The following is a 21506-nucleotide window of genomic DNA, read 5'->3' as shown; positions in this document are numbered from 1 at the left end:
TGTGGGCCACCGCACTTACTGTACCGCGTTCTCCAGGACGTCCGTCAGGTTGCGGCTGGCCTGCAGGGATTTCAACATGCTGGGAACATTGTTCTCCAGGTTGAGGTTGATCACCAGGTCCCGATTGGCATCTACTGCTTCACTGCGGCCCGTAAGCTTGAGGTTCAACTTCAGGTCGCCACTCAGTGGGTAGTTGATGGTGCCGTGGATTTCCCGGTAGTTGTAATCCTCCAGCGCGCCGGCAATCAGCTTGAGCTGTGGGTTGCTGGTGAGCATGCTGGGGGAAAAGGCGCCGTAGTAGCGCAGGCGTCCACCCGGGGCGCGGGCGTCCAGGGTGCCGTTTTCTATGGTGATCCCCTGGCGGTCGGTGGTTATTGGCAGGCGCGCATCCAGCAGGCCGCTGGCGGCAAAATTTTCCGACTCCATTTCTTTGGCCAGGGTGTTCAGGGAAATCCCGGTGAATGCCAGTTCGGAATGCCGTTCTGCGCCATTCAGGTTCCACACCAGTGCGTCCGCGGTCAGTGCACCTTTAAGCAGTTCTCCGGAGAATCCGCTCAACCGCAGGTCCTGGTTGTACGCCAGTGAAACTTCAAAGTGCAGGTTGTCGATCGGTACCCCTGCGTCTACCCGCTGAATGGTCACCGGTCTGGTGTTTTCAGTTATCCACTGCTCGCCGGACGATATCAGCGTTAAATCGCTGCTGATTCCCACTGCGACAATGTCTCCGTAGGTGGCGCTGACGGAATTGAGGCGCAAATGAATCCGGTCGACTGGCTGCGACTTGTGGTCTTCAGGCCAGTTGAGACGCATATTCGCTGTCACGGAACCATCGACAATATTGATCGGCAACCCTTTGACGATCTGGCTGAGGGTCTTACCGGTAGAAAAACGTGTTTCAGGTAGGTTCACGGACAGTTGCCCCTGTGCCGATTCCAGATCGTGTCGCCACTCACTGTTCAATGCGATATCGCCGATTTGCACCTTGCTTGATCCGGTCAGAAGACCTCCCTGCAAGTGAAATCGTCCTGAACTACTCAGTTCCAGTTCGATTGTTCGCCCCGTAGCGATTGCCAGCGAATCGGACCGAAATCCGGCGTCAATAGAAATGGGCTCCTTTTTCGTCGTCCCATGAAAGGTCAAATAGTCCAGATAGATCACTCCGGAAAGATGATTACCAGGCAACGTCATGGGCGAAAGGCTGATCGCCGCCTGTGGTGTACCGCATTTCAACCGGTCGCTTTGCCAGTTGCAGAGCACGCTTTGCGCAAACAGCTCTGGCTGGCCGAAGGTAATCTCATTTGCCACGAGTTCCTTGGCCGCGAGATTGATGTCGCGCAAGGTCACCCTGTCGGGGGCTGCGATCGTTTTCCCTCCCTCTGCGCCAAGTTTGGCGCGGAGTGCAAGCTTCAGGTCTTTGCCCCGAAGCCCCCCGGGTAGCTCTACACCGGACAGGCTTCCGTCGATGTTCATCTGACAGTTGGCTGTCAGCAGGTTATCGCAGCTTACATTGGACAGCGTGGCGCTCAGTGTTTGCTCGGGCGGGCGGGGTGCGCCGGCAGAGTCAGCCTGATCTTCCACACTCAGCGAAAGTGCCTGAGTGCTGAGTTGTAGTGGTCCCGGCCATGCAGTCGCCCGGAGAGAAACGGCCTCATTCAATTTCAGGCTTACCCGGGGCATATGCCAGCCCAGGGTTTTTAGCGGACTTTGCTCGGTTTGCGGCACGATTTGCGCCGAAATTTCTCCGCCCGATTGCAATTGGACGCGAATATTACCTGCAGAATAGTTGGCCTGTTGCAGTACATTCTGGGGGGAAGGTAGGTCCGCTTTGCCGGTTAAATGGAGGTTTCCGTTCAGGTTTTGCAGGGTATGACCGCCAAGCAACGCCTCAACGCGGTGCGCCGGAATAATCCCATTCATTCGCTCAAGATTGAGTGCTCCCTGCAGCGACACTGTGGATATTTTGTCGCTGGAGAGCGTCAGGTCCGCTTGTACAAGTGGTTCGATATCGGCGCCGATATTTGTCGTGCGGTCTTCTGCCGGATCCAGGATCAGCGAAATGTTGCCAATTACGCTGTTGACCCGTAACGGATGCAGGCTCGACAGGTCCAGCTCAATAGTATGGGTACTGTTTGCTACCAGGTGCAGTGGCTGTGCGAGCCCGCTGATAGACGGTGGCAACAGTACATGGATATTGTTCGCAGACAGCGCCGCGGCAACGTTGGCAACTTGATCCAGTTGTTGCAGTTTGTCGGGAAGTTCTGCGGTTGCTGAGAGAGATATTTTCCCGGAGACAATATCTGCCGGGGCCTCTGTATAGGTAGGCTTAGCGGTAATCCGCGTCCAGTTTTCCATTACTTTGATCGCGGGAGCGGTTGCGGTTTGCAGTGACAGTTCTGCATTCCATCTAATCGGTGAGTTTGCGGTGACGGGGGGAATTTTCGATAGCCGGAGCACCGCGCGCGGTGCGGAAGTAGAGGGTGCGCCCAGCGTAGATTCCAGTGATAGCCGGTCCGGCAGGTTGTGAAGTTTGAAGTGAAGCTGGCATTCGGCACACGTGTGGTGTGTGGCTACGCCGTTTAGAATATCGTCCTGCCTGGTTATATCGATTTTGAGGCCGCCGGTAAATTGATCTTGCCAACGCAGATCGTGAATCCGAACCGCCTGCAGTTTCAGTTCCCGGAGTTGCGGCAGCAATTTGCTCAGTGTTCCCGGCTCGGCATCCGTGTTGTCGGCTGTTTGCGGGGAGGGGGCTGGGGTGTCGGATGAGGCATCGGAATGGGAAGCAGCGCCGTTTTTAGTGGCGGTTTTGCCGCTACCTTCAGCCCTCGTCTGCGGTGTGGAGTCGATTGGCGCGGGCAGGTCAGAAATGGTGATTTTCTGAATGTCGATGGCAGCCGGCTTGTCGGAGAGCCCCGCCAACCCCATCCAGCCGCTCACGCGAACCTCTCGCAGTTCCAGTTGCAGGCGCTCACCCAGTATAAGAGTAAGCCCCTGTAATGAGAGTTCCCTGCCACCGGCGGCCAGTTTCAGCCCTTCAAGTTGTTGTATCTCTGCGCCGTCCAGCCACCAGCTGGCCACCGGCGGCAGCCACTGGTGCCGGGCCTGCCACGCCAGGTACCCGCCCAGAACCAGGGCAAGCAGCAGAATCAGAAGGGTTTTGGCAAAGGAAGGCAAAATGCGCACGGATTCCTCGGAAAAACCGCCGTAGGCTCACTTGTGATTGGTAGATTAAACATGGAGACTTGTTGTGAGCATAACGACGGGGAAAGTAATTGTGAAATTCACGATGACAGAATTGTGCGGCTCGTTTGGTACATTGCGCACTCTGGGCCGCCTGGTCCTGACGGCGACCGTGACGCTGGGTGCGGCGAGCGGCACACATGCCTATGACCGGGTAAACGGGGAAGGGTTCGCCAGCCGTTCACCGGTGCTGGCGACCCACGGCATGGCTGCCACCAGCCAGCCGCTGGCCACCCAGGTGGCTCTGGATATCCTCAAGCAGGGTGGCAGTGCGGTGGATGCGGCAATTGCCGCCAATGCGGTACAGGGGCTCATGGAGCCGACGGGCAACGGTATTGGTGGCGACCTGTTTGCCATAGTCTGGAGTGCAAAGGACAAGCAGCTGCACGGCCTGAACGCCAGCGGCCGCTCGCCCAAATCCCTGACATTCGACTATTTCGCCGACAATAACCTGAGCAAGATCCCGTCCCATGGCCCACTGCCGGTGTCCGTACCGGGTACCGTGGACGGCTGGTTCGAGCTGCACGAAAAATTCGGCCGCCTGCCGATGAAAACCCTGTTGGCGCCGGCAATCCGCTATGCCAATGAAGGATTCCCGGTGACCCAGCTGGTGGCGTACTACTGGAATCGCTCGGTGCCGATTCTGGAGAAGTATCCGGGCTTTCGTGAAACCTATATGCCGGGCGGGCAGGCGCCACAGGAGGGCGACCTGTTTCGCAACCCGCGCCTGGCCAGGACCCTGCAGAAAATTGCCGATGGCGGCCGGGATGCCTTCTATCGCGGGGATATCGCCCGCGAAATCGGCCAGTACATGAAGGAAAATGGCGGCTTCCTCTCCTACGAGGATCTCGCCAGCCACAAGTCCGACTGGGTCGAGCCGGTATCCACCAATTACCGCGGTTACGACGTGTGGGAGCTGCCCCCCAACGGCCAGGGCATCGCCGCCCTGCAGATTCTGAATATTCTCGAGGGCTACGACCTGGCGGCACTGGGCCGCACCAGCCCGGAGTATGTGCATTTGTTTACCGAGGCCAAGAAGCTCGCATTTGAGGATCGCGCCAAATATTACGCCGATCCGGCGTTCAACAAGTTGCCGGTCAGGGAGCTGATCTCGAAAAAGTACGCGGCGGAACGGCGCAAGCTCATCAACCGGAAGCGCGCAGCCAAGCGCTACGATGCGGGCACCGTGGCCCTGCGCCACGGGGATACCATTTACCTCACCACCGCGGATAAAGACGGCAATATGGTATCGCTGATCCAGAGCAACTATCGCGGTATGGGTTCCGGCATGACCCCGGGCGAGCTCGGCTTTATCCTGCAGGACCGCGGAGAGATGTTCAGCCTGAAAGAGGGGCATTTCAACCAGTACCAGCCCGGCAAGCGCCCGTTCCACACCATTATCCCGGCGTTCGTCACCAAAGATGGCAAGCCCTGGATGAGCTTCGGAGTAATGGGCGGCGCCACCCAGCCGCAGATGCACGCACAGATCGTGATCAACATGGTGGACTTCGGGCTCAACGTGCAAGAGGCGGGGGATGCGCCGCGCATTCTGCACAGCGGTTCCAGCCAGCCCACCGACGAACTGATGGAAGATGGCGGCTACCTCAGCCTGGAAGACGGTTTCCCGATGGAAACCCGGCGTAAACTGGTGCAGATGGGGCACCAGCTGCGCTTTGAAAGCGGGCCCTACGGCGGCTACCAGAGCATTCTCCGCGACGCCAACGGCGTGTATCACGGCGCCTCGGAAAGTCGTAAAGACGGCCACGCCGCCGGCTACTGAACACACCCGACCATAAACCGAATCTAAAGAAAGCAGTATGAAAGAAGCCCAACCGCGCACGATTTACCTGAAAGATTACCAGGCCCCAGATTACCTGATCGACCGCACGGACCTGCATTTTGAACTGGAGCCCCAGGCGACGCTGGTGCGCTCGCGATTGCAGGTGCGCCGCAACCCGGCGGCAGAAAATCCTTCTCAGTTGCCGCCGCTGTGGCTCGACGGCGCCGATCTGGAGCTGTTGTCTGTACATATCGATGGCGAGCTGGTGCCCGCCCAGCGCTTCCGGGAAATGCCGGAGGGCCTGTCCATAGACGCGCCCGGGGAAACCTTCGAACTGGAAATCAACACCCGTATCGATCCCCAGTCGAATACGTCCCTGGAGGGGCTCTACCTCTCCAACGGCATGTACTGCACCCAGTGCGAGGCCGAGGGGTTCCGCAAAATCACTTACTACCCGGACCGCCCCGACGTAATGTCGGTGTTCACCACCACCATAGTGGCACCGGCGACCTACCCGGTGTTGCTGTCCAACGGCAACAAGGTGGACAGCGGCACCACCGAAGATGGCCGCCTGCGGGTGACCTGGGAAGACCCCTTTGCCAAACCTGCCTATCTGTTTGCCCTGGTCGGTGGTGACCTGCAGTCGGTAGAAGACGAGTTCACCACCCTCAGCGGCCGCACGATCAAGCTCCAGCTGTTTACCGAAGCGAAAAATATCGGCAAGTGTGCACACGCGATGACATCCCTCAAACACGCCATGCGCTGGGATGAGGAGGTCTACGGCCGCGAGTACGACCTGGATATCTTCATGATTGTGGCGGTGGACCACTTCAATATGGGAGCGATGGAAAACAAGGGGCTGAATATCTTCAACTCCGCCTGTGTGCTGGCGAGTCCGGAAACCGCCAGCGATGCCGCCTTCCAGCGGATCGAATCCATTGTCGCCCACGAATATTTTCACAACTGGTCCGGCAACCGGGTGACCTGCCGGGACTGGTTCCAGCTGAGCCTGAAAGAGGGCTTTACCGTGTTCCGGGACGCGGAGTTTTCTGCCGACATGAACTCCCGCGCGGTCAAGCGCATTGAGGATGTCACCCTGCTGCGCACCGCCCAGTTTGCCGAAGACGCCGGTCCCATGTCCCACCCGGTGCGGCCGGATTCCTATATGGAAATTTCCAACTTCTACACCCTGACGGTTTACGAAAAGGGCGCGGAAGTGGTGCGGATGATTCACACCATCCTGGGAGCCGATGCATTTCGCCGCGGCAGCGATCTCTATTTCCAGCGTCACGACGGTTGCGCGGTAACCTGCGAAGACTTTGTGCGCGCAATGGAAGACGCCAACAGTGCAGACCTCGCGCAGTTCCGCCGCTGGTACAGCCAGGCGGGCACCCCGCTGCTGGACGTCCGGGATGACTATGACCCCGACGGCCAGACCTACACCCTGCGCATCAAGCAGCACACGCCGGCAACGCCGGGACAGGAAAGCAAGCTGCCGTTACATATTCCTGTGGCCATCGGCCTGCTGGGGGAAAATGGCGAAGACCTGCTACTGGATGAAAGCGGGGCGACCACCCTGGTCCTGCACCTGACCGAAGCCGAGCAGGAATTCATCTTCCACAATATACCGATGCGCCCGCTGCCGTCCCTGCTGCGCGGCTTTTCTGCGCCGGTGCGGGTGCACTACGGCTACACCGATGCACAACTGCAATTCCTGATGCAGCACGACAGCGATGAGTTCAATCGTTGGGATGCCAGTCAGCGGCTGGCGCTGAATGCGCTGGGCGAGCTGCAAGCGCAATTCCGCGCAGGGGAAACCATGCAGGCCCCGCAGGCGCTGATCAGTGGTTTCGCCAGTGTGATCGACAATACCGAACTGGATCCCGCGCTGGTGGCGAAAATGCTGTCGCTGCCCTCGGCCCAGGAGCTGGCGGAGCAGGAGGGTGAGATCGACGCGGCGGCGATCATTGCCGCGCGCAAGTTCACCCGCGATACCCTGGCCAACGCACTGCAGGCAAAATTCCTCGCGCGCTTCAGGCAGCTGGATCTCCACAAATCCTATGCGCCTGTAGCGGAAGATATTGCCGAGCGCAGCCTGAAAAATACCTGTCTTGCCTATCTGTGTGCCACGGCAACCGAAGAGGCGCTGGCCCTGGCCCGGGCGCAGTTCGAGCGCGCGGAAAACATGACCGACAGCGCCGCGGCGCTGGCGGCCCTGGTGGAGTATGCAACGCCGGAGGTGGCGGAAGCCTCACTGAATGGCTTCTATTCCCAGTGGCAGCAGGATACCCAGGTGGTGGAAACCTGGTTTGGACTGCAGTCCAGCAGTGCAACCTACGGCACCCTGGAGCGGGTGAAAGCACTGATGCGGCACCCGGCATTCGAGATTACCAATCCGAACAAAGTCCGGGCGGTGATTGCCGGCTTTGCCGCGCGCAACTTCACCCAGTTCCATCGCGCAGACGGCAGTGGTTTCGAGTTCCTTGCGGATCAGGTGATCGCCCTGGACAAGGTCAATCCACAGATCGCTGCACGCCTGGTGACGCCGCTGACACGCTGGAAAAAATATCGCGGGGAAGAGGGCGGAAAAATGCGTGCATCGGTACAGCGCATTATGGACTCCGGTACGCTTTCCCGGGATCTGTATGAAGTGGTCAGCAAGAGCCTTGCGTAACCGGTACTGACCGTTCGCCGGATACGTGATTCGAAAGCAGTGGTTACCGGATAAGGTTGCCGCTGCTTTTTTCCCTTCCCAGGTCAACCAGGCCCAGTTGCCCGTCGCCGAGCAGCAGCTCGGTGCGCGAGGTGTAGTCCGGGTAGAACTGGGCTACCCGGTCGTCGCCGCGAATGGATGCCACCACCGAGTTGATCACCATAAAGTGGCAGAACACCAGAAAAGTATGTGCGGTTCCGCTGTGCTCCGGAGCGTCGAGCTGATGCAAGTAGTGGGTAATGTTTTTACGCCACTGTAGCTGCAGTGGTGTCAGCGCACTCCAGTTCCCCACCAGTAATTCCTGAATCCACTCGCCCCGTTCAGTGAGCGCTACGCCCACTGGCGAGGGAATTTCGATCACCGCCTCCTCTTCCTTGACGGTTTTACCCCAGCGCGTCGCCACCGGTAGCGCCGTCTGCATGGCGCGGGATTTCGGGCTGCTGATCAGGGTGACCGCGTCGGGGTCTGGCAGTGTTTGTATCAGTTCCTCGGCGAGTGTGTGTGCCTGCTGGTGGCCGAGTTCGGTCAGTCCCGGGTCGGCATCGATGGGGGATTTGGCGGCCTCGCCATGCCGGATCAAAAGGATTCTGTGCACGCAGGTGACTCCGGTTGCGGAAAACCCGTCATTGTACGCACTTCACCTGCCGAGGAAAGTTGGCCGCCGCACAGGGTAGGGCTTCCGTGATATTCAGAGGTAGCCGTGCAGCTGCTCGTCGCCAAACTCACGCCACAGCTGCTCCAGTTCCGCCAGGTCGATCTGGCGGCCATCCGGATGATCGCCAAAGCGGCGACTGATTCCGCTATCGAAGTGTGGCCAGTCGTCGCCGGGGTCTCCGCATTCGGCAAAATTGAGCCAGGCGGAGCGCATCGCGTGGCTGAGGTGGTGTGGCTCGGGTTCGCCACCGTAAAGATGGCTGAGGGATTCATCGCCGTGGGTGCCGAACACGTAACCGAGCTCCGCCGCATGACAGGCGCCGAGCAGCGGCTGGGCGGCCAGGGGTTGCGCAAAGTGGTAGTGGTAACGCCTGCCCTGGTGCGCCTGTAGCAGGCGCAGCCCGGGCAGGGTGAATACCATGTCCGTAAGCAGCAGGTTCCAGGTGCGGCTCCAGAGCGGCCACGGGCTGGCGGAAAGGGATTCGGCGCGGGAACGGTAGTGGCTCAGTAATCCGTTCAGCAGGGGGCCGGGAATCAGGTGCTCTAGCTGGGCGCGAATCTGGGTGTCGTCGAGGGTATAGGTTTCCGGGCGTGCGGCGCTGAACAGATTCCACTCGTCCAGGTTGCTGCCGACCATCACGCTGATTTTTGCCCCGGCGCCGTCGCGCAGGGCGTCAACCGGTGCCCTGGGGATCAGGTGTCCGTCCAGCACCGGCTTGAACGGCAGGTGCCCCCACTCGCGTTCCATACGGGGGTCGCTGAGCACCGCCTCCTGGGCCCGAAGTAATTCCCGGGTGCTGGCGTCTGCGAGTGCTTTGCCGTCGGTGATCTGCTCCAGGTGCTGGCAGAAGGCTTCTGCCATATGCCCGGCGCGCAGTGGCGTGTGCAGTGCCGCCGGGTTGCCACTCTGCACAATCGCCTTGTGAAACAGCGGAGCTTCGGGTTCAGCCTGTGCGGATTTCTCCAGCGCCAACAGGGTGGCGATGCTCATGGCACCGGCAGATTCCCCGAAGAGGGTGATATTTTCGGGGTCGCCTCCGAAAGCCCCGATGTTTTCCCGTACCCAGTTGAGCGCTGCCACCTGATCCAGCAGTCCCTCGTTGCCGCTTGCGTCAATGTCGGAGATATCACACAGGCGCAGAAATCCGAGCGCCCCCAGGCGGTAATTGATCGTGACCACAATGGCCCGACCACTGGCGGCGAGATTGTTGCCGCAATACAGGGACTGGCAACCGGAGCCCAGATAGAAGGCGCCGCCATGAATCCATACCATTACCGGCAGCTTGTCCGCCAGCGGGTTGTCCGGCGCAAAAATATTCAGATACAGGCAGTCTTCATTCTCCGGTGGCTCACCGTTCGGACCCTGGACCTGAAACAGGGGGGAGGGGTTCTGCGGTGCCGGCATACCGTAGCGGAAGGCGTGATAGGGCTCGGACCAGCGGGGAACCGGCTGCGGGGGTGCCCAGCGCAAACTGCCCACCGGAGGGAGTGCATAGGGAATGCCGAGAAACTGGCGGACATCGGCCTCTGTATCGATACGGCCAATGATCGGCCCCTGTGGGGCCTGCACTATCGGGGTAGTGTTGTGGTTAATTCTGGTGCTGCTGCTTTTGGGCATCTTCCCTGTGTCCCTGCCTCGGTAACCCGGTCGCGCTTCTGTCTGATGGCGCTGAATCAATGTGTCTCAGTATAGTTGCTGTAACATTTCCCCGTTGTTTCCCAAATTCGCGTTTTTTTGCCCGCTTGCGGTTGCAAAGCCCCTGCCGCCGGTTAACAATGAATGTTCCTGTCAGGTATCAGTCAATTTTTCCGGTTTTGCGGACCTGCCTTCGGCAAAATGCAAAACCTGTGTGACGGGAAGTTCGAGCCTCAGGCTTTTCGAATTTGTTTCAAGACATCCGGGATTTTATGAACCGCACTTCCTATTACATCTGCAGCGTCCTGTGGCATAGCGTGAACAGCTATTTGCCGCAGTCTGTGCTGTCTACAGGAAAGTGCTCCCCGGTTCGAACTTCTGTTGTCACTGCTTCCGCGACTGCAATGTATACCGCCGCCGCAACCATGACCTGTCATGTCAAATCCCTGGCGTGGCAGCTGATTTCCATCCGCCCGGCGCTGGTGCGAGTGAAGCTGAAAACCTGACACCCGAAACACATTTGTGCTGGAAGGTGTAATAGACCTTCCAGAGAAAAAACCCGGAAGGTCCGCCTTCCGGGTTTTTTTTTACCTGGTAAAACTGAAGATGGGAGAACTATGCAATGGACAGGCAGTGGTGGCAGAGGCTGTATAACCTACCGCCTTTGATATGGATTGTACTGATAGGCAGCTTTTTTGGTCGCGGAACCTACTTTATGGTGTGGCCCTTCCTGGCGATATTGCTGCACGAAAAATTTGCGCTTTCCCCGGCAGAGATTGGCCTGATTCTGAGCCTTTCGGCCATGGGGGCCGCGGTCCTGGGGTTTTACGTGGGCACCCTGTCGGACAGGTTCGGGCGCCGCAATATCCTGCTGCTGGGGACCGGAATCAATGCGCTTGCATTCGCACTGATGGCATTTGCAGACACGGTGTCCTGGTTTGTGCTGGCCATCGCCCTGTGTTCCGTGGGGCGGGCCATCTGGGAGCCGCCTGCGGGGGCGCTGTTTGGGGACCTGATTAGTGATGTCAGCAGCCGTGAACTGGCGCTGCAATTTCGCTATTTCCTGATCAATGTGGGGGCCGCACTCGGTCCCATCGTCGGCGTTTGGGCGGGAATCAGTGCCCAGCAATCTACCTTCGGACTGACGTCTCTCAGTTACCTGTGCCTGGTACTGGGGTTTATCTGGGGGTTCCGCTATACCGCCAGTGGTCGCCTGGCCCACCTCAAGAAAAATGCCGGCAGCCGCTTGCGCAGTACCCTTCAGGTTCTGGGGCAGGATCATGTGTTCCTGGTGATTATTGTCGCGAATATTCTGACGCTGTTTATCTATGCCCATATGGATTCGAGCCTGGTGCAATACCTGACAAAGGCCGGGGCGCGGGACCTGATCGAGTTGATCTCGAGCATGATTCTGGTGAATGCATCCACCATCGTCTTTTTGCAGTTTCCACTGCTGCGGGTACTGAAGGGCCTGGGTATCAATCAGCGCATTGTGCTGGGTATCGGGATTCTGGCTGTGGGACAGGTGTGGTTTGCACTCAACCCGCTGGACTTTTTTGCCGGCTGGCTGGGAGCCACATTCGTTGTCAGTATTGCCGAGACAATTCTGTTTCCGACGATGAGCGTTCAGGTGGACCGGATGGCTCCCGATCACCTGCGGGGCAGTTATTTCGGTGCTTCTTCCTTCTATGCGCTGGGATGGTCTGCCGCACCGTTCGTCGGTGGCATCTTTGTGGAGTACTGGAGTGGTCCGGCGCTCTACTGGGCCATGTTTGTGCTGTGTGGCGTGGTGTTGTTGCTGTACCGCTACAGTCGAGGCCTGCCGCGGCCGGACTGGGAATTGCCGCAGGCGAAACCCGCCCCGTCAACGGAAGCTGTCGCTTAACTGTGAAAAACAAAAATGCCCTCCGCATGAGGGCATTTTTTACCAGAGCGGTTTCGGGCTGTTTCTGATCAGAGCTCGGCAGCCAGTCGCGACCCCTGGTCAATGGCGCGCTTGGCGTCCAGCTCTGCGGCTTCAAAGGCGCCGCCAATCAGGTGGCTGCTGACACCGCGCTGTTGCAGTTCATCGTGCAGTGCGCGCAGCGGTTCCTGCCCGGCACAGATCACCACATTGTCCACCTCCAGCACCTGCTGCTCATCACCGATGCGGATATGCAGGCCGCGATCGTCGATCTTCTCGTAGTGGGCGCCGGCAATATTGCGTACCTGGCGGTGTTTGAGGCTGCTGCGGTGGATCCAGCCGGTGGTTTTGCCGAGGCCGGCACCCACCTTGGAGGCCTTGCGCTGCAGCAGGTAGATTTCCCGCGGGCTGGTCACCGCAGACTGTGGTTTGAGGCCGGCGCGGTTTTCCAGTGCGATATCCACACCCCACTCGTCAAAGAACTCTTGCTTGCTGCTGGCAATCAGCTCGGCGGCGGGTTCCTCGTGATGGGTCAGGTATTCGGCGACGTCGAAGCCGATACCGCCGGCGCCGATAATGGCCACCTTTTTACCTACCGGCTTTTTATCTTTCAGTACGTCCAGATAGCTCAGCACTTTGCCGTGCTCGATACCCTCGATAGGCGGGGTGCGCGGTTCGATACCGGTGGCAATCAGCACCTCGTCAAACGCCGCCAGGTCGTCTGCAGTGGCGCGGGTATTCAGCTTGACCGCAACACCGGTCAGTTCCAGCTTGCGCTTGAAGTAGCGCAGGGTTTCCTCGAACTCCGCCTTGCCGGGAATTTGCTTGGCGATATTGAACTGGCCGCCCACCTTATCGCCGGCCTCGAACAGGGTTACCCGGTGGCCGCGCTCGGCGGCGACGGTGGCGGCAGCGAGGCCCGCGGGACCGGCGCCGACCACCGCGATATTTTTCGCGGCTGCTACCGGCAGGTAATTCAGTTCTGTCTCGTGGCACGCGCGGGGGTTGACCAGGCAGGAGGTGAGTTTCAGTTCAAAGGTGTGGTCCAGGCAGGCCTGGTTACAGCCGATGCAGGTATTGATTTCATCGGCGCGGTCTTCCGCGGCCTTGTTGACGAATTCCGGGTCCGCCAGGAACGGGCGCGCAAGAGAAACCATGTCCGCGTGGCCCGCTGCCAGCACATCTTCACCTACCTGCGGCATGTTGATGCGGTTGCTGGTGACTACCGGCACGCTGAGGTGTTTTTTCACCTTGGCGGTAATCTCGCTGAACGCGGCGCGGGGGACGCTGGTGGCGATGGTGGGGACGCGCGCTTCGTGCCAGCCGATACCGGTGTTGATGATGCTGGCACCGGCCTTTTCGATGGCCTGGCCCAGGGCGACCACTTCATCAAAGTCGCTGCCGCCTTCTACCAGGTCGAGCATGGACAGGCGGTAGATGATGATGAAGTCGTTACCCACCGCTTCGCGGATGCGGCGCACGATTTCGATCGGCAGGCGGGTGCGGTTTTCGAAGCTGCCACCCCAGCGGTCTTCGCGCTTGTTGGTGCGGGTGACGATGAACTGGTTGATGAAGTAGCCCTCGGAGCCCATCACTTCGACGCCGTCGTAACCGGCTTCGCGGGCAAGGGTGGCGCAGCGCACGTAGTCGTCGATCTGTTGCTCTACTTCCTCTTCGCTCAGCGCCTTCGGGGTGAAGGGGTTGATGGGGGCCTGGATGGCGGAGGGGGCGACGAGGCCGGGGTTATAGGCGTAGCGGCCGGCGTGCAGTATCTGCATGCAGATTTTTCCGCCTTCGCTGTGCACGGCGTCGGTGATTTCCCGGTGGTGCTGGGCTTCTTCCGGGGTGGTCATTTTGGCGGAGCCCTGAAAGACGCCGCCCTCTTCATTGGGGGCGATGCCGCCGGTGACGATGAGGCCTACACCGCCGCGGGCCCGCTCTGCGTAGAAGGCGGCGAGGCGGGTGAAGCCGCCGGCGTGTTCTTCGAGGTTGGTGTGCATGGAGCCCATGAGGACGCGGTTTTTAAGGGTGGTGAAGCCCAGGTCCAGGGGGGCGAGCAGGTGCGGGTAGGTCTGTGACATAGCGGTCATTCTCTTTCTGTCATTGTCACCGTCGGCGCGACAGTTGCTAATGTGTCTCATATGCAAAAAGTTGCATATCCTGAGGTGAAGATTAGCAGGGAAGAGCGCTAGGGGACACTGACAGAAACGACCTAATCTTCTGGCCTATGGTGGCCTTGAATTCGGGGTTCTGGCGGCCGGTCTCCCGGTACTTGTCTGCGAGACACGCCGTGCACCCATCCCTGGGGGCTCTGCACCGCCATCCATGGCGGTGAAGGTCTCGCAGACAAGTACCGGGAGCCCAGCCTTCGCATCACGGTCTTGTGCTACTAACGAGCGGTTAGCTAAACAGCGCCGTGATCTGCTCCCGCAACCAGCGGTTCGCCCCGTCGTCGTCCTGACTGCGGTGCCACAGCAGGTGCCAGTCCATCTGTGGAATCTGGAACGGTAGTTCGAACAGTTTGGCCGGGTACTGGCGGGCGAGGCTGACGGGTACCGTGAGTGCCAGGTCGGTCTTGAGGACCACCAGCGGGGCCACCCGGTAGTGCTGGACCCGCAGTTTGATCTTGCGGCGGCGGCCGAGTTTGTTGAGGGCGACGTCGGCGATGCCGGGGCCACTGCGGCGGCTGGAGACGTGGACGTGTTCGAGTTCCAGGTACTGCTCGAGGGTGAGGCTGGGCTGGCTGGCGAGGGGGTGGTCGGGGCGCAGCATGACCTGGTAGCGGTCGGCGACCAGGCGCTGCTGTTGCAGTTGCGTGGCGGAGACCATGGGGATGTCGAGGCCGAGGTCGAGGCTGTTGGCGGCGAGTTCTTTGACCAGTTGGTCCCGGGGCACGTAATAGGATTCGACGCTGATGCCGGGGGCGGTGTGCTGCAGGTGTTCCAGCAGTGGCGGCAGCAGTAGGGTTTCCGCCATGTCGTTCATGGACAGGCGCAGGGTTTTGGTGGCGGTGGCGGGGTCGAACTGGTGTTGTTCGGCGATGCTGCTGCCGAGCAGACCCAGTGCCTGCTGTACCCGGGGCATGATGCTTTCGGTGAGCGGGGTGGGGCTCATGCCACTGGGGGTGCGGATGAACAGCTGGTCATCCAGCGCCCGGCGCAGCCGGGCCAGGGCGTTGCTGACCGCGGGCTGGGTGATGTGCAGACGCTCGGCGGCGCGGGTCAGGTTGCGGGTGGCGTAGATGGCATCCAGCACCGGGAAGAGGTTCATGTCGATCTGTTGCAGTTGCACACTTTGCTCCGCTATCACCACTGTGAATGATTGGATATTTACATAATAAACTTTGATGATCCATTCGGACTGGTTAGTTTTATTTCCCTGTCCCCCGGACGTGAATAACCCGGGAGGTAAACCGGAGCGCTCGGCTCCCTTTGCGCAGGAGAGATTTCAGTGCCGGAAATTTTTGTGGTGCGCCACGGCCAGGCGTCCTTTGGCAGCGACAACTACGACCAGCTCTCGGAGCTGGGCTGGCGCCAGGCGCGCTGGCTGGGTGAGCACTGGGCGGAGGACGGACACGGTTTTGACCATGTGGTGTGTGGCGATTTGCAGCGCCATCGGGAAACCGCCCGCGGTATCTGCGAGGGACTGGGGCTGGATGCCGCTCGCGTGGAAGAGTTGCCGCAGCTGAACGAATTTGATTTCCAGAGTGTGGTGCGCGCCTATGTCGAGAACAATGTAGAGAAAAATCCGCAGCTCGCACCCAGTCGGAACACCGACAAAAAGACCTATTACCGTCTCCTGAAACAGGCCATGCACGCGTGGTCGGCGGGAGAAATTGCCGCGGCGGAAACCTGGCCGCAATTCGAGCAACGGGTTGAGGAAGCGCTCGGTGTAATCGGTACCGGGGGCAGGAGTGGAAAAACCCTGGTGGTCAGTTCCGGCGGCGCCATTGCCATGATGGTGCGCCAGGTGCTGGGGGCGCCGGTGCACAGTGTTATCCAGCTCAATATGCAGATAAAAAATACCGCGGTCAGCCATTTCTTTGCCGGCGCCAGTGGCTACAGCCTGCACAGTTTCAATCATGTCCCCCATCTGGATCGCCGCGAACGGCGGGAATTTATTACCTACAGTTAACCCACTTTTTATCGAGGAAGCGTCATGGAATTTGAGTATTCCCCGAAGGTTCAGGCACTGCTGGAGCGCCTGAAGTCTTTTATGGCGGAAGAGGTCTTGCCGGTGGAAGCCCTCTATTACGAACAACTGCAACAGGATCGCTGGGGCGAGCCGCCGGTAATGGAAACCCTGAAACAAAAGGCGCGCGACGCCGGCCTGTGGAACCTGTTTATGCCGGGCGATGAATTCGGCGCGGGCCTGAGCAATCTCGAATATGCGCCGCTGGCGGAGCAGATGGGGCGGGTGTTGTTCTCTTCCGAGGTTTTCAACTGCAGCGCGCCGGATACCGGCAATATGGAGGTACTGGCCCAGTACGGATCGCCGGAGCAGCAGAAGCGCTGGCTGCAACCGCTGCTGAAGGGAGAGATCCGCTCCGCATTCGCCATGACCGAGCCCAAGGTGGCTTCTAGCGATGCCACCAATATCGAAACCTCCATCGTCCGCGACGGTGACGAGTACGTCATCAACGGGCACAAGTTTTATATCAGCGGCGCCCTCAACCGCCGCTGTGAAATCCTGATTGTGATGGGCAAGACCGCGCCGGACAGCCAGGACCGCTATCGCCAGCAGTCACAGATCCTGGTGCCGATGAACACGCCGGGAGTAAAGGTGATTCGCCCGATGACGGTGTTCGGTTACGACGATGCGCCGGAAGGCCATGCAGAAATTGTCTTCGACGATGTGCGGGTGCCGGCGGAAAACCTGATCCTCGGTGAAGGGCGCGGATTTGAAATTGCCCAGGGCCGGCTCGGGCCGGGACGCATTCACCACTGTATGCGCCTGATCGGCCAGGCCCAGCGCGCGCTGGAAATGATGTCTATCCGTGCGGAGCAGCGGGTGGTGTTCGGCCGCCCCATGATCAAGCAGGGCTCGGTACGCGAAGATATCGCCAGATCCGCCTGCGAGATCGAACAGGCGCGCCTGCTTACCCTGAAAGCCGCGGACCAGATGGATCGTCACGGCAACAAGGCTGCCCGCGACCTGATTGCGATGATCAAGATCGTGGCACCGCAGATGGCCTGCAACGTTATCGATCGGGCAATCCAGATTCACGGGGCCGCCGGTCTCGGCCAGGATTTCACCCTGGCGAGCGCCTATGCCTACGCCCGCACCATTCGTCTTGCCGACGGCCCGGACCAGGTGCACATGATGCAGCTGGGGCGCAATCTGGCCGCGGCCTATGCCGCCGGGGAGGGGTGAATGTCAGCTACCGAAAATAGCGAAAAAAGCCAGGTAGATCAGCTCGATGTGCACGGGCTGGAAACGTATTTGAACGATGTGCTGCCGGATTTCCGCGGCCCGGTACGGGCCAGCAAGTTTTCCGGTGGCCAGTCCAACCCCACTTTCAAACTGCAGACCGGCAGTGGCACTTTTGTGCTGCGCCGCCAGCCCCCCGGCAAGCTGTTGAAATCCGCCCACGCGGTGGACCGGGAATTCCGGGTGATGCAGGCGCTTGCCGGATCAGAAGTGCCGGTGCCCAAGGTGCTGCATCTGTGTGAAGACCGCGATGTGATCGGCTCCATGTTCTACCTGATGGAGTATTGCGAGGGCCGCATCTTCTGGGACGCGGCACTGCCGGAGCTGGACAATACCCAGCGCGGTGCATTTTATGAGGAAATGAACCGGGTACTGGCGGCGTTGCACAGCGTCGATGTGGAAGCTGTCGGCCTCGCCGATTACGGCCGCCCGGGTAATTATTTCGAGCGTCAGTTCGAGCGCTGGCAGGGACAGTACCGGGCGTCGGAACTGCAGCCGATTTCGGCCATGGATCAGTTGATTGCATGGCTGGGACAGCACCTGCCCGCGGACGACGGCCGGGTATCCCTGGTGCACGGAGACTATCGCCTCGACAACATCATGTTTCACCCCGGCGAGTCCCGCGCCATCGCGGTGCTGGACTGGGAGTTGTCCACCCTCGGCCATCCGTTTGCCGATCTGGCCTACCAGTGCATGCAACTGCGAATGCCCGCGGACAGCGGCAATATTTCCGGGCTGATGGGAGTGAAGCGGTCCGCGCTGGGTATTCCCTCGGAGCAGGAGTATGTAGCGCGATACTGCGAGCGCATGGGCATCGACAGAATCGATAACTGGGCGTTTTACCTAGCGTTCAGTTTCTTCCGCCTGGCGGCCATCATTCAGGGGGTCGCCAAGCGCGCCCACGACGGTAACGCATCCAGCAAAAACGCGGCGCAGCTCGGCGCGTTTGTCGCGCCTCTGGCGCAACTGGCGCTGGGTGTGATTGAAAACGAACAGTGATAACAGGAATCGGGAGAAAACTAATGGCGACGAATCTTTTTGACCTCAGTGGAAAAATTGCACTGGTTACCGGCGCCAGCCGCGGTATCGGTGAGGCCATTGCCAAATTACTGGCGGAGCAGGGGGCCCATGTGCTGGTCTCCAGCCGCAAGATTGAAGGCTGCCAGGCGGTAGCCGATGCGATTATCGATGCCGGTGGCAAAGCGGAAGCGCTGCCCTGCCATATCGGCAGTATGGAAGAAATTGACCGCGCCTTTTCCCATATCCGGGATAAATTCGGCAAGCTGGATATTCTGGTGAACAACGCGGCCACCAATCCTTATTTTGGCCATATTCTGGATACCGACCTGGGTGCCTTCCAGAAGACCGTGGACGTGAATATCCGCGGCTATTTCTTTATGTCGGTGGAAGCCGGCAAACTGATGCGGGAAGCCGGTGGTGGCTGCATCGTCAATACTGCTTCCATCAATGCCCTGCAGCCCGGGGTTGGCCAGGGTATCTACTCCATCACCAAGGCGGCGGTGGTCAATATGACCAAGGCGTTCGCCAAGGAGTGCGCCCAGTTCAATATCCGCGTGAATGCACTGTTGCCGGGATTGACCAAAACCAGATTTGCCGGTGCGCTGTTCTCCCACGAGGAAATCTACAACACCGCCATCGGCCATATTCCCATGCATCGCCACGCTGAGCCGGAGGAAATGGCGGGAACTGTCCTGTATCTGGTTTCCGATGCCAGCAGTTACACCAACGGTGAATGCGTGGTTGTGGACGGCGGCCTCACCGCCTGTGGAGGACTGTAAGCCATGAACGCAAACAATCGCGATCCACTGTTGGATTTTACCGGTAAGGTGGCGTTGATTACCGGTGCCGCCAGCGGCTTCGGTGCGCTGCTGGCTAAGGAGCTGGGCAAGCGCGGGGCCAGCCTGGTGCTGGGGGATATCAATGAAGCGGGACTTACCGCCATAGTCGAGGAGCTGGTCGCCGCGGATGTTCCGGTGCAGGCGGTGGCCTGCGATGTAGCCTCGGAGGCGGACTGCGCGGGACTGGTGGCGCTGGCGCGGGAAAACTTTGGACGGCTCGATATCGCGGTGAACAACGCCGGCATTGCCCCGCCCATGCACTACCTCGAGGAGGTGGACGAGGCGCTGTTTGACCAGCAGCAACAGGTCAACGTCAAAGGGGTCTTTTTTGGCCTCAAGCACCAGCTCAAACTGATGCGCGAGCAGGGTGGCGGCATTATATTGAACGTCAGCTCCATGGCGGGCCTGGGTGGTGCTCCCAAGGTTTCGGCCTACTCCGCGGCGAAGCACTCGGTCATCGGCCTGACCCGCACCGCGGCGATTGAATATGCGCGACACAATGTCCGTGTCAACGCGGTCTGCCCCTTCTATACCCTGACGCCCATGGTGACGGATATCGAAGCCCCGCAGGGGTCTTCGGTGGAACAGGTACATGCCCTGTTTGCCGCCGGTTGCCCGATGAAGCGCCTGGGACAGCCGGAAGAAGTGGTGAGTGTCATGGTGATGCTGTGTTCACCGGCATTGAGTTACCTCACTGGCCAGGCACTGGCGATTGACGGTGGTGTTTCCGCCTTCTGACATAATTTTAAAAGGGAAAAAGTATGTCTACTGCCATTGCTGTGAAGGATTACGCCAGTTTTATCGGCCGCAAAACCGAGGCGACCGATTGGCTCAAGATCGGGCAGGAACGTGTCAACGCATTTGCCGACTGCACCCTGGATCACCAGTTTATTCACGTAGATCCGGAAGCGGCGAAACAGACACCTTTCGGTTCCACCATCGCCCACGGCTTCCTGACTTTGTCGTTGTTGTCCCACTTTGCCGAGCAGTTAAAGATCGCAATGGATGGGGTCAGGATGGGGGTCAATTACGGGCTGGATAAGGTGCGTTTTATCAATCCCGTCAAGGTTGGCCAGCGCGTGCGGGCGCGGGGAAAAATTCTCGATATCGTGGAAAAAAGCCCCGGCCAATTTCAGCTCAAGCTGGAGATTACCGTGGAAATCGAAGGGGAAGACAAGCCCGCACTGATTGCCGAGTGGCTGGTTTTGCAGTTTGTCTGAAATCCAATAATTGATGAGGGAAAGTCATGTCCATTGCATTCGAAGGCCAAGTTGCCATTGTGACCGGTGCCGGCAACGGCCTGGGTAGGTCCCATGCGCTGGAGCTTGCGCGCCGCGGTGCCAAGGTGGTTGTCAATGATCTCGGCGGGACCCGCGATGGCTCCGGTGCTTCGCTTACCGCGGCCGAGACGGTGGTGGAGGAAATCCGGGCTGCCGGTGGCGAGGCGATCGCCAATGGTGCCAACGTGACCAATTACGCAGAAGTGGAAGCCATGGTCAGAGCGGCTGCGGAGCGCTGGGGCAGGGTGGATATCCTGGTCAACAACGCCGGCATCCTGCGTGACAAATCCTTTGCCAAGGTATCCGTAACCGATTTCCGCCTGGTGGTGGATGTGCACCTGATGGGCGCCGTGAACTGCACCAAGGCGGTGTGGGAGCTGATGCGTGAACAGCGGTACGGCCGTATCGTGATGACCACTTCTTCTTCCGGCCTGTACGGCAATTTCGGACAGTCGAACTACGGCGCAGCCAAGACCGCACTGGTGGGCTTTATGAACACCCTCTGCCTGGAGGGGGAAAAATACGGCATCAAGGTCAACTGCCTGTCTCCCACCGCCGCCACCCGGATGACCGAGGACATTATCCCGGACAAGAGCGTACTCGAACTGATGACGCCGGAATCGGTCACCGCAGGATTGGTGGCGCTGGTGGCCGAGGATGCCCCCAATCGCTTTATTCTGTGCGCCGGGGCCGGTGCCTACGCGAAGGCCAGAATCGTCGAGACCGAAGGTATTTATCTGACCCCGGAACAGCAGACTGCGGAAAATGTGCTGGCAAACCTCGACGCAATCAGCGATGAGAGGGACCAGCAGGAACTTGTGGGTGGCTTGAATCAGACCCTCAAGTTTGTGCAGAAAGCCGCGGCGTCCATGGGCGTCAAATTGGGATAGGAGGGACCCAGATGAAAGAAGCTGTCATTGTATCTACCGCGCGCACTCCGATCGGCAAGGCCTACCGCGGTGCCTTCAATAATATCGAAGCCCCCAGCCTGGCAGCGCATGCAGTGCGCGC

Annotated in this window: 15 protein-coding genes; 10 read left to right on the top strand and 5 right to left on the bottom strand. The window is 59.6% G+C overall.

The genetic code is table 11. The features are described from left to right. Positions 1-15: 15 nt before the first annotated feature. Positions 16-3078 (bottom strand): YdbH domain-containing protein, encoded by a 3063-nt coding sequence (locus QZ511_RS09330; protein ID WP_295801941.1) that lies wholly within the window; start codon positions 3076-3078, stop codon positions 16-18. Positions 3079-3286: 208 nt separating this feature from the next. On the opposite strand from QZ511_RS09330, the gene ggt reads away from it, so the two are divergent. Beyond that, positions 3287-5020 carry a gamma-glutamyltransferase gene (gene ggt, locus QZ511_RS09325; protein WP_295801940.1) on the top strand — a complete coding sequence of 578 codons (1734 nt, stop codon included), beginning with the start codon at positions 3287-3289 and terminating at the stop codon, positions 5018-5020. Positions 5021-5057: 37 nt separating this feature from the next. Next, positions 5058-7694 carry an aminopeptidase N gene (pepN, locus tag QZ511_RS09320; protein ID WP_295801938.1) on the top strand — a complete coding sequence of 879 codons (2637 nt, stop codon included), beginning with the start codon at positions 5058-5060 and terminating at the stop codon, positions 7692-7694. A gap of 43 nt (positions 7695-7737) precedes the next feature. On the opposite strand, the gene QZ511_RS09315 is transcribed toward pepN, so the two are convergent. Then, complete coding sequence (locus QZ511_RS09315) at positions 7738-8328, bottom strand: histidine phosphatase family protein (protein WP_295801937.1); 591 nt, start codon at positions 8326-8328, stop codon at positions 7738-7740. 93 nt (positions 8329-8421) lie between these two features. Then, positions 8422-10005, bottom strand: coding sequence for a carboxylesterase family protein (locus QZ511_RS09310; protein ID WP_295801936.1), 1584 nt, complete (start codon positions 10003-10005; stop codon positions 8422-8424). 640 nt (positions 10006-10645) lie between these two features. Between QZ511_RS09310 and QZ511_RS09305 the strand changes: the two genes are divergently transcribed. Continuing rightward, positions 10646-11908: an MFS transporter gene (locus QZ511_RS09305; protein ID WP_295801934.1), complete on the top strand. Its 1263-nt coding sequence runs from the start codon at positions 10646-10648 to the stop codon at positions 11906-11908. 68 nt (positions 11909-11976) lie between these two features. On the opposite strand, the gene QZ511_RS09300 is transcribed toward QZ511_RS09305, so the two are convergent. Then, positions 11977-14007, bottom strand: coding sequence for an NADPH-dependent 2,4-dienoyl-CoA reductase (locus tag QZ511_RS09300; protein WP_295801966.1), 2031 nt, complete (start codon positions 14005-14007; stop codon positions 11977-11979). Between the two features lie 319 nt (positions 14008-14326). Further along, on the bottom strand, positions 14327-15217 hold the full coding sequence (locus QZ511_RS09295) for a LysR family transcriptional regulator (RefSeq protein WP_295801932.1): 891 nt from the start codon (positions 15215-15217) through the stop codon (positions 14327-14329). A gap of 159 nt (positions 15218-15376) precedes the next feature. On the opposite strand from QZ511_RS09295, the gene QZ511_RS09290 reads away from it, so the two are divergent. Genes QZ511_RS09290 through QZ511_RS09260 form a run of 7 tightly spaced genes read left to right on the top strand, consistent with a single transcriptional unit; the run spans position 15377 to position 21385 of the window. After that, entirely contained in the window at positions 15377-16060 is a 684-nt protein-coding gene (locus QZ511_RS09290; RefSeq protein ID WP_295801930.1) for a histidine phosphatase family protein, read from the top strand. A gap of 24 nt (positions 16061-16084) precedes the next feature. Next, complete coding sequence (locus tag QZ511_RS09285) at positions 16085-17299, top strand: acyl-CoA dehydrogenase family protein (protein ID WP_295801928.1); 1215 nt, start codon at positions 16085-16087, stop codon at positions 17297-17299. Then, entirely contained in the window at positions 17300-18355 is a 1056-nt protein-coding gene (locus QZ511_RS09280; protein WP_295801927.1) for a phosphotransferase, read from the top strand. A gap of 23 nt (positions 18356-18378) precedes the next feature. Then, positions 18379-19155: an SDR family oxidoreductase gene (locus QZ511_RS09275; RefSeq protein ID WP_295801925.1), complete on the top strand. Its 777-nt coding sequence runs from the start codon at positions 18379-18381 to the stop codon at positions 19153-19155. A gap of 3 nt (positions 19156-19158) precedes the next feature. Further along, positions 19159-19953, top strand: a complete 795-nt coding sequence (locus tag QZ511_RS09270; protein WP_295801923.1) for an SDR family NAD(P)-dependent oxidoreductase — start codon at positions 19159-19161, stop codon at positions 19951-19953. 23 nt (positions 19954-19976) lie between these two features. Further along, on the top strand, positions 19977-20435 hold the full coding sequence (locus QZ511_RS09265; protein WP_295801921.1) for a MaoC family dehydratase: 459 nt from the start codon (positions 19977-19979) through the stop codon (positions 20433-20435). Positions 20436-20461: 26 nt separating this feature from the next. Further along, positions 20462-21385, top strand: a complete 924-nt coding sequence (locus tag QZ511_RS09260; protein ID WP_295801919.1) for an SDR family NAD(P)-dependent oxidoreductase — start codon at positions 20462-20464, stop codon at positions 21383-21385. Positions 21386-21506: the final 121 nt, after the last annotated feature.

The organism is uncultured Microbulbifer sp. (genome assembly GCF_913055755.1).
Lineage (GTDB): Bacteria > Pseudomonadota > Gammaproteobacteria > Pseudomonadales > Cellvibrionaceae > Microbulbifer.
Note: the sequence above shows the minus strand (reverse complement) of the source record. Positions and strands in the feature narration are given on the sequence as shown.

Bases quoted from the DNA above. Each gene is read 5' to 3' on its own strand.
- ggt (WP_295801940.1), top strand. From the start codon at position 3,287: ATGACAGAATTGTGCGGCTCGTTTGGTACATTGCGCACTCTGGGCCGC.
- QZ511_RS09310 (WP_295801936.1), bottom strand. From the start codon at position 10,005: ATGCCCAAAAGCAGCAGCACCAGAATTAACCACAACACTACCCCGATA.
- QZ511_RS09300 (WP_295801966.1), bottom strand. From the start codon at position 14,007: ATGTCACAGACCTACCCGCACCTGCTCGCCCCCCTGGACCTGGGCTTC.
- QZ511_RS09265 (WP_295801921.1), top strand. From the start codon at position 19,977: ATGTCTACTGCCATTGCTGTGAAGGATTACGCCAGTTTTATCGGCCGC.
- QZ511_RS09275 (WP_295801925.1), top strand. From the start codon at position 18,379: ATGGCGACGAATCTTTTTGACCTCAGTGGAAAAATTGCACTGGTTACC.
- QZ511_RS09280 (WP_295801927.1), top strand. From the start codon at position 17,300: ATGTCAGCTACCGAAAATAGCGAAAAAAGCCAGGTAGATCAGCTCGAT.
- QZ511_RS09285 (WP_295801928.1), top strand. From the start codon at position 16,085: ATGGAATTTGAGTATTCCCCGAAGGTTCAGGCACTGCTGGAGCGCCTG.
- pepN (WP_295801938.1), top strand. From the start codon at position 5,058: ATGAAAGAAGCCCAACCGCGCACGATTTACCTGAAAGATTACCAGGCC.
- QZ511_RS09260 (WP_295801919.1), top strand. From the start codon at position 20,462: ATGTCCATTGCATTCGAAGGCCAAGTTGCCATTGTGACCGGTGCCGGC.
- QZ511_RS09270 (WP_295801923.1), top strand. From the start codon at position 19,159: ATGAACGCAAACAATCGCGATCCACTGTTGGATTTTACCGGTAAGGTG.
- QZ511_RS09305 (WP_295801934.1), top strand. From the start codon at position 10,646: ATGGACAGGCAGTGGTGGCAGAGGCTGTATAACCTACCGCCTTTGATA.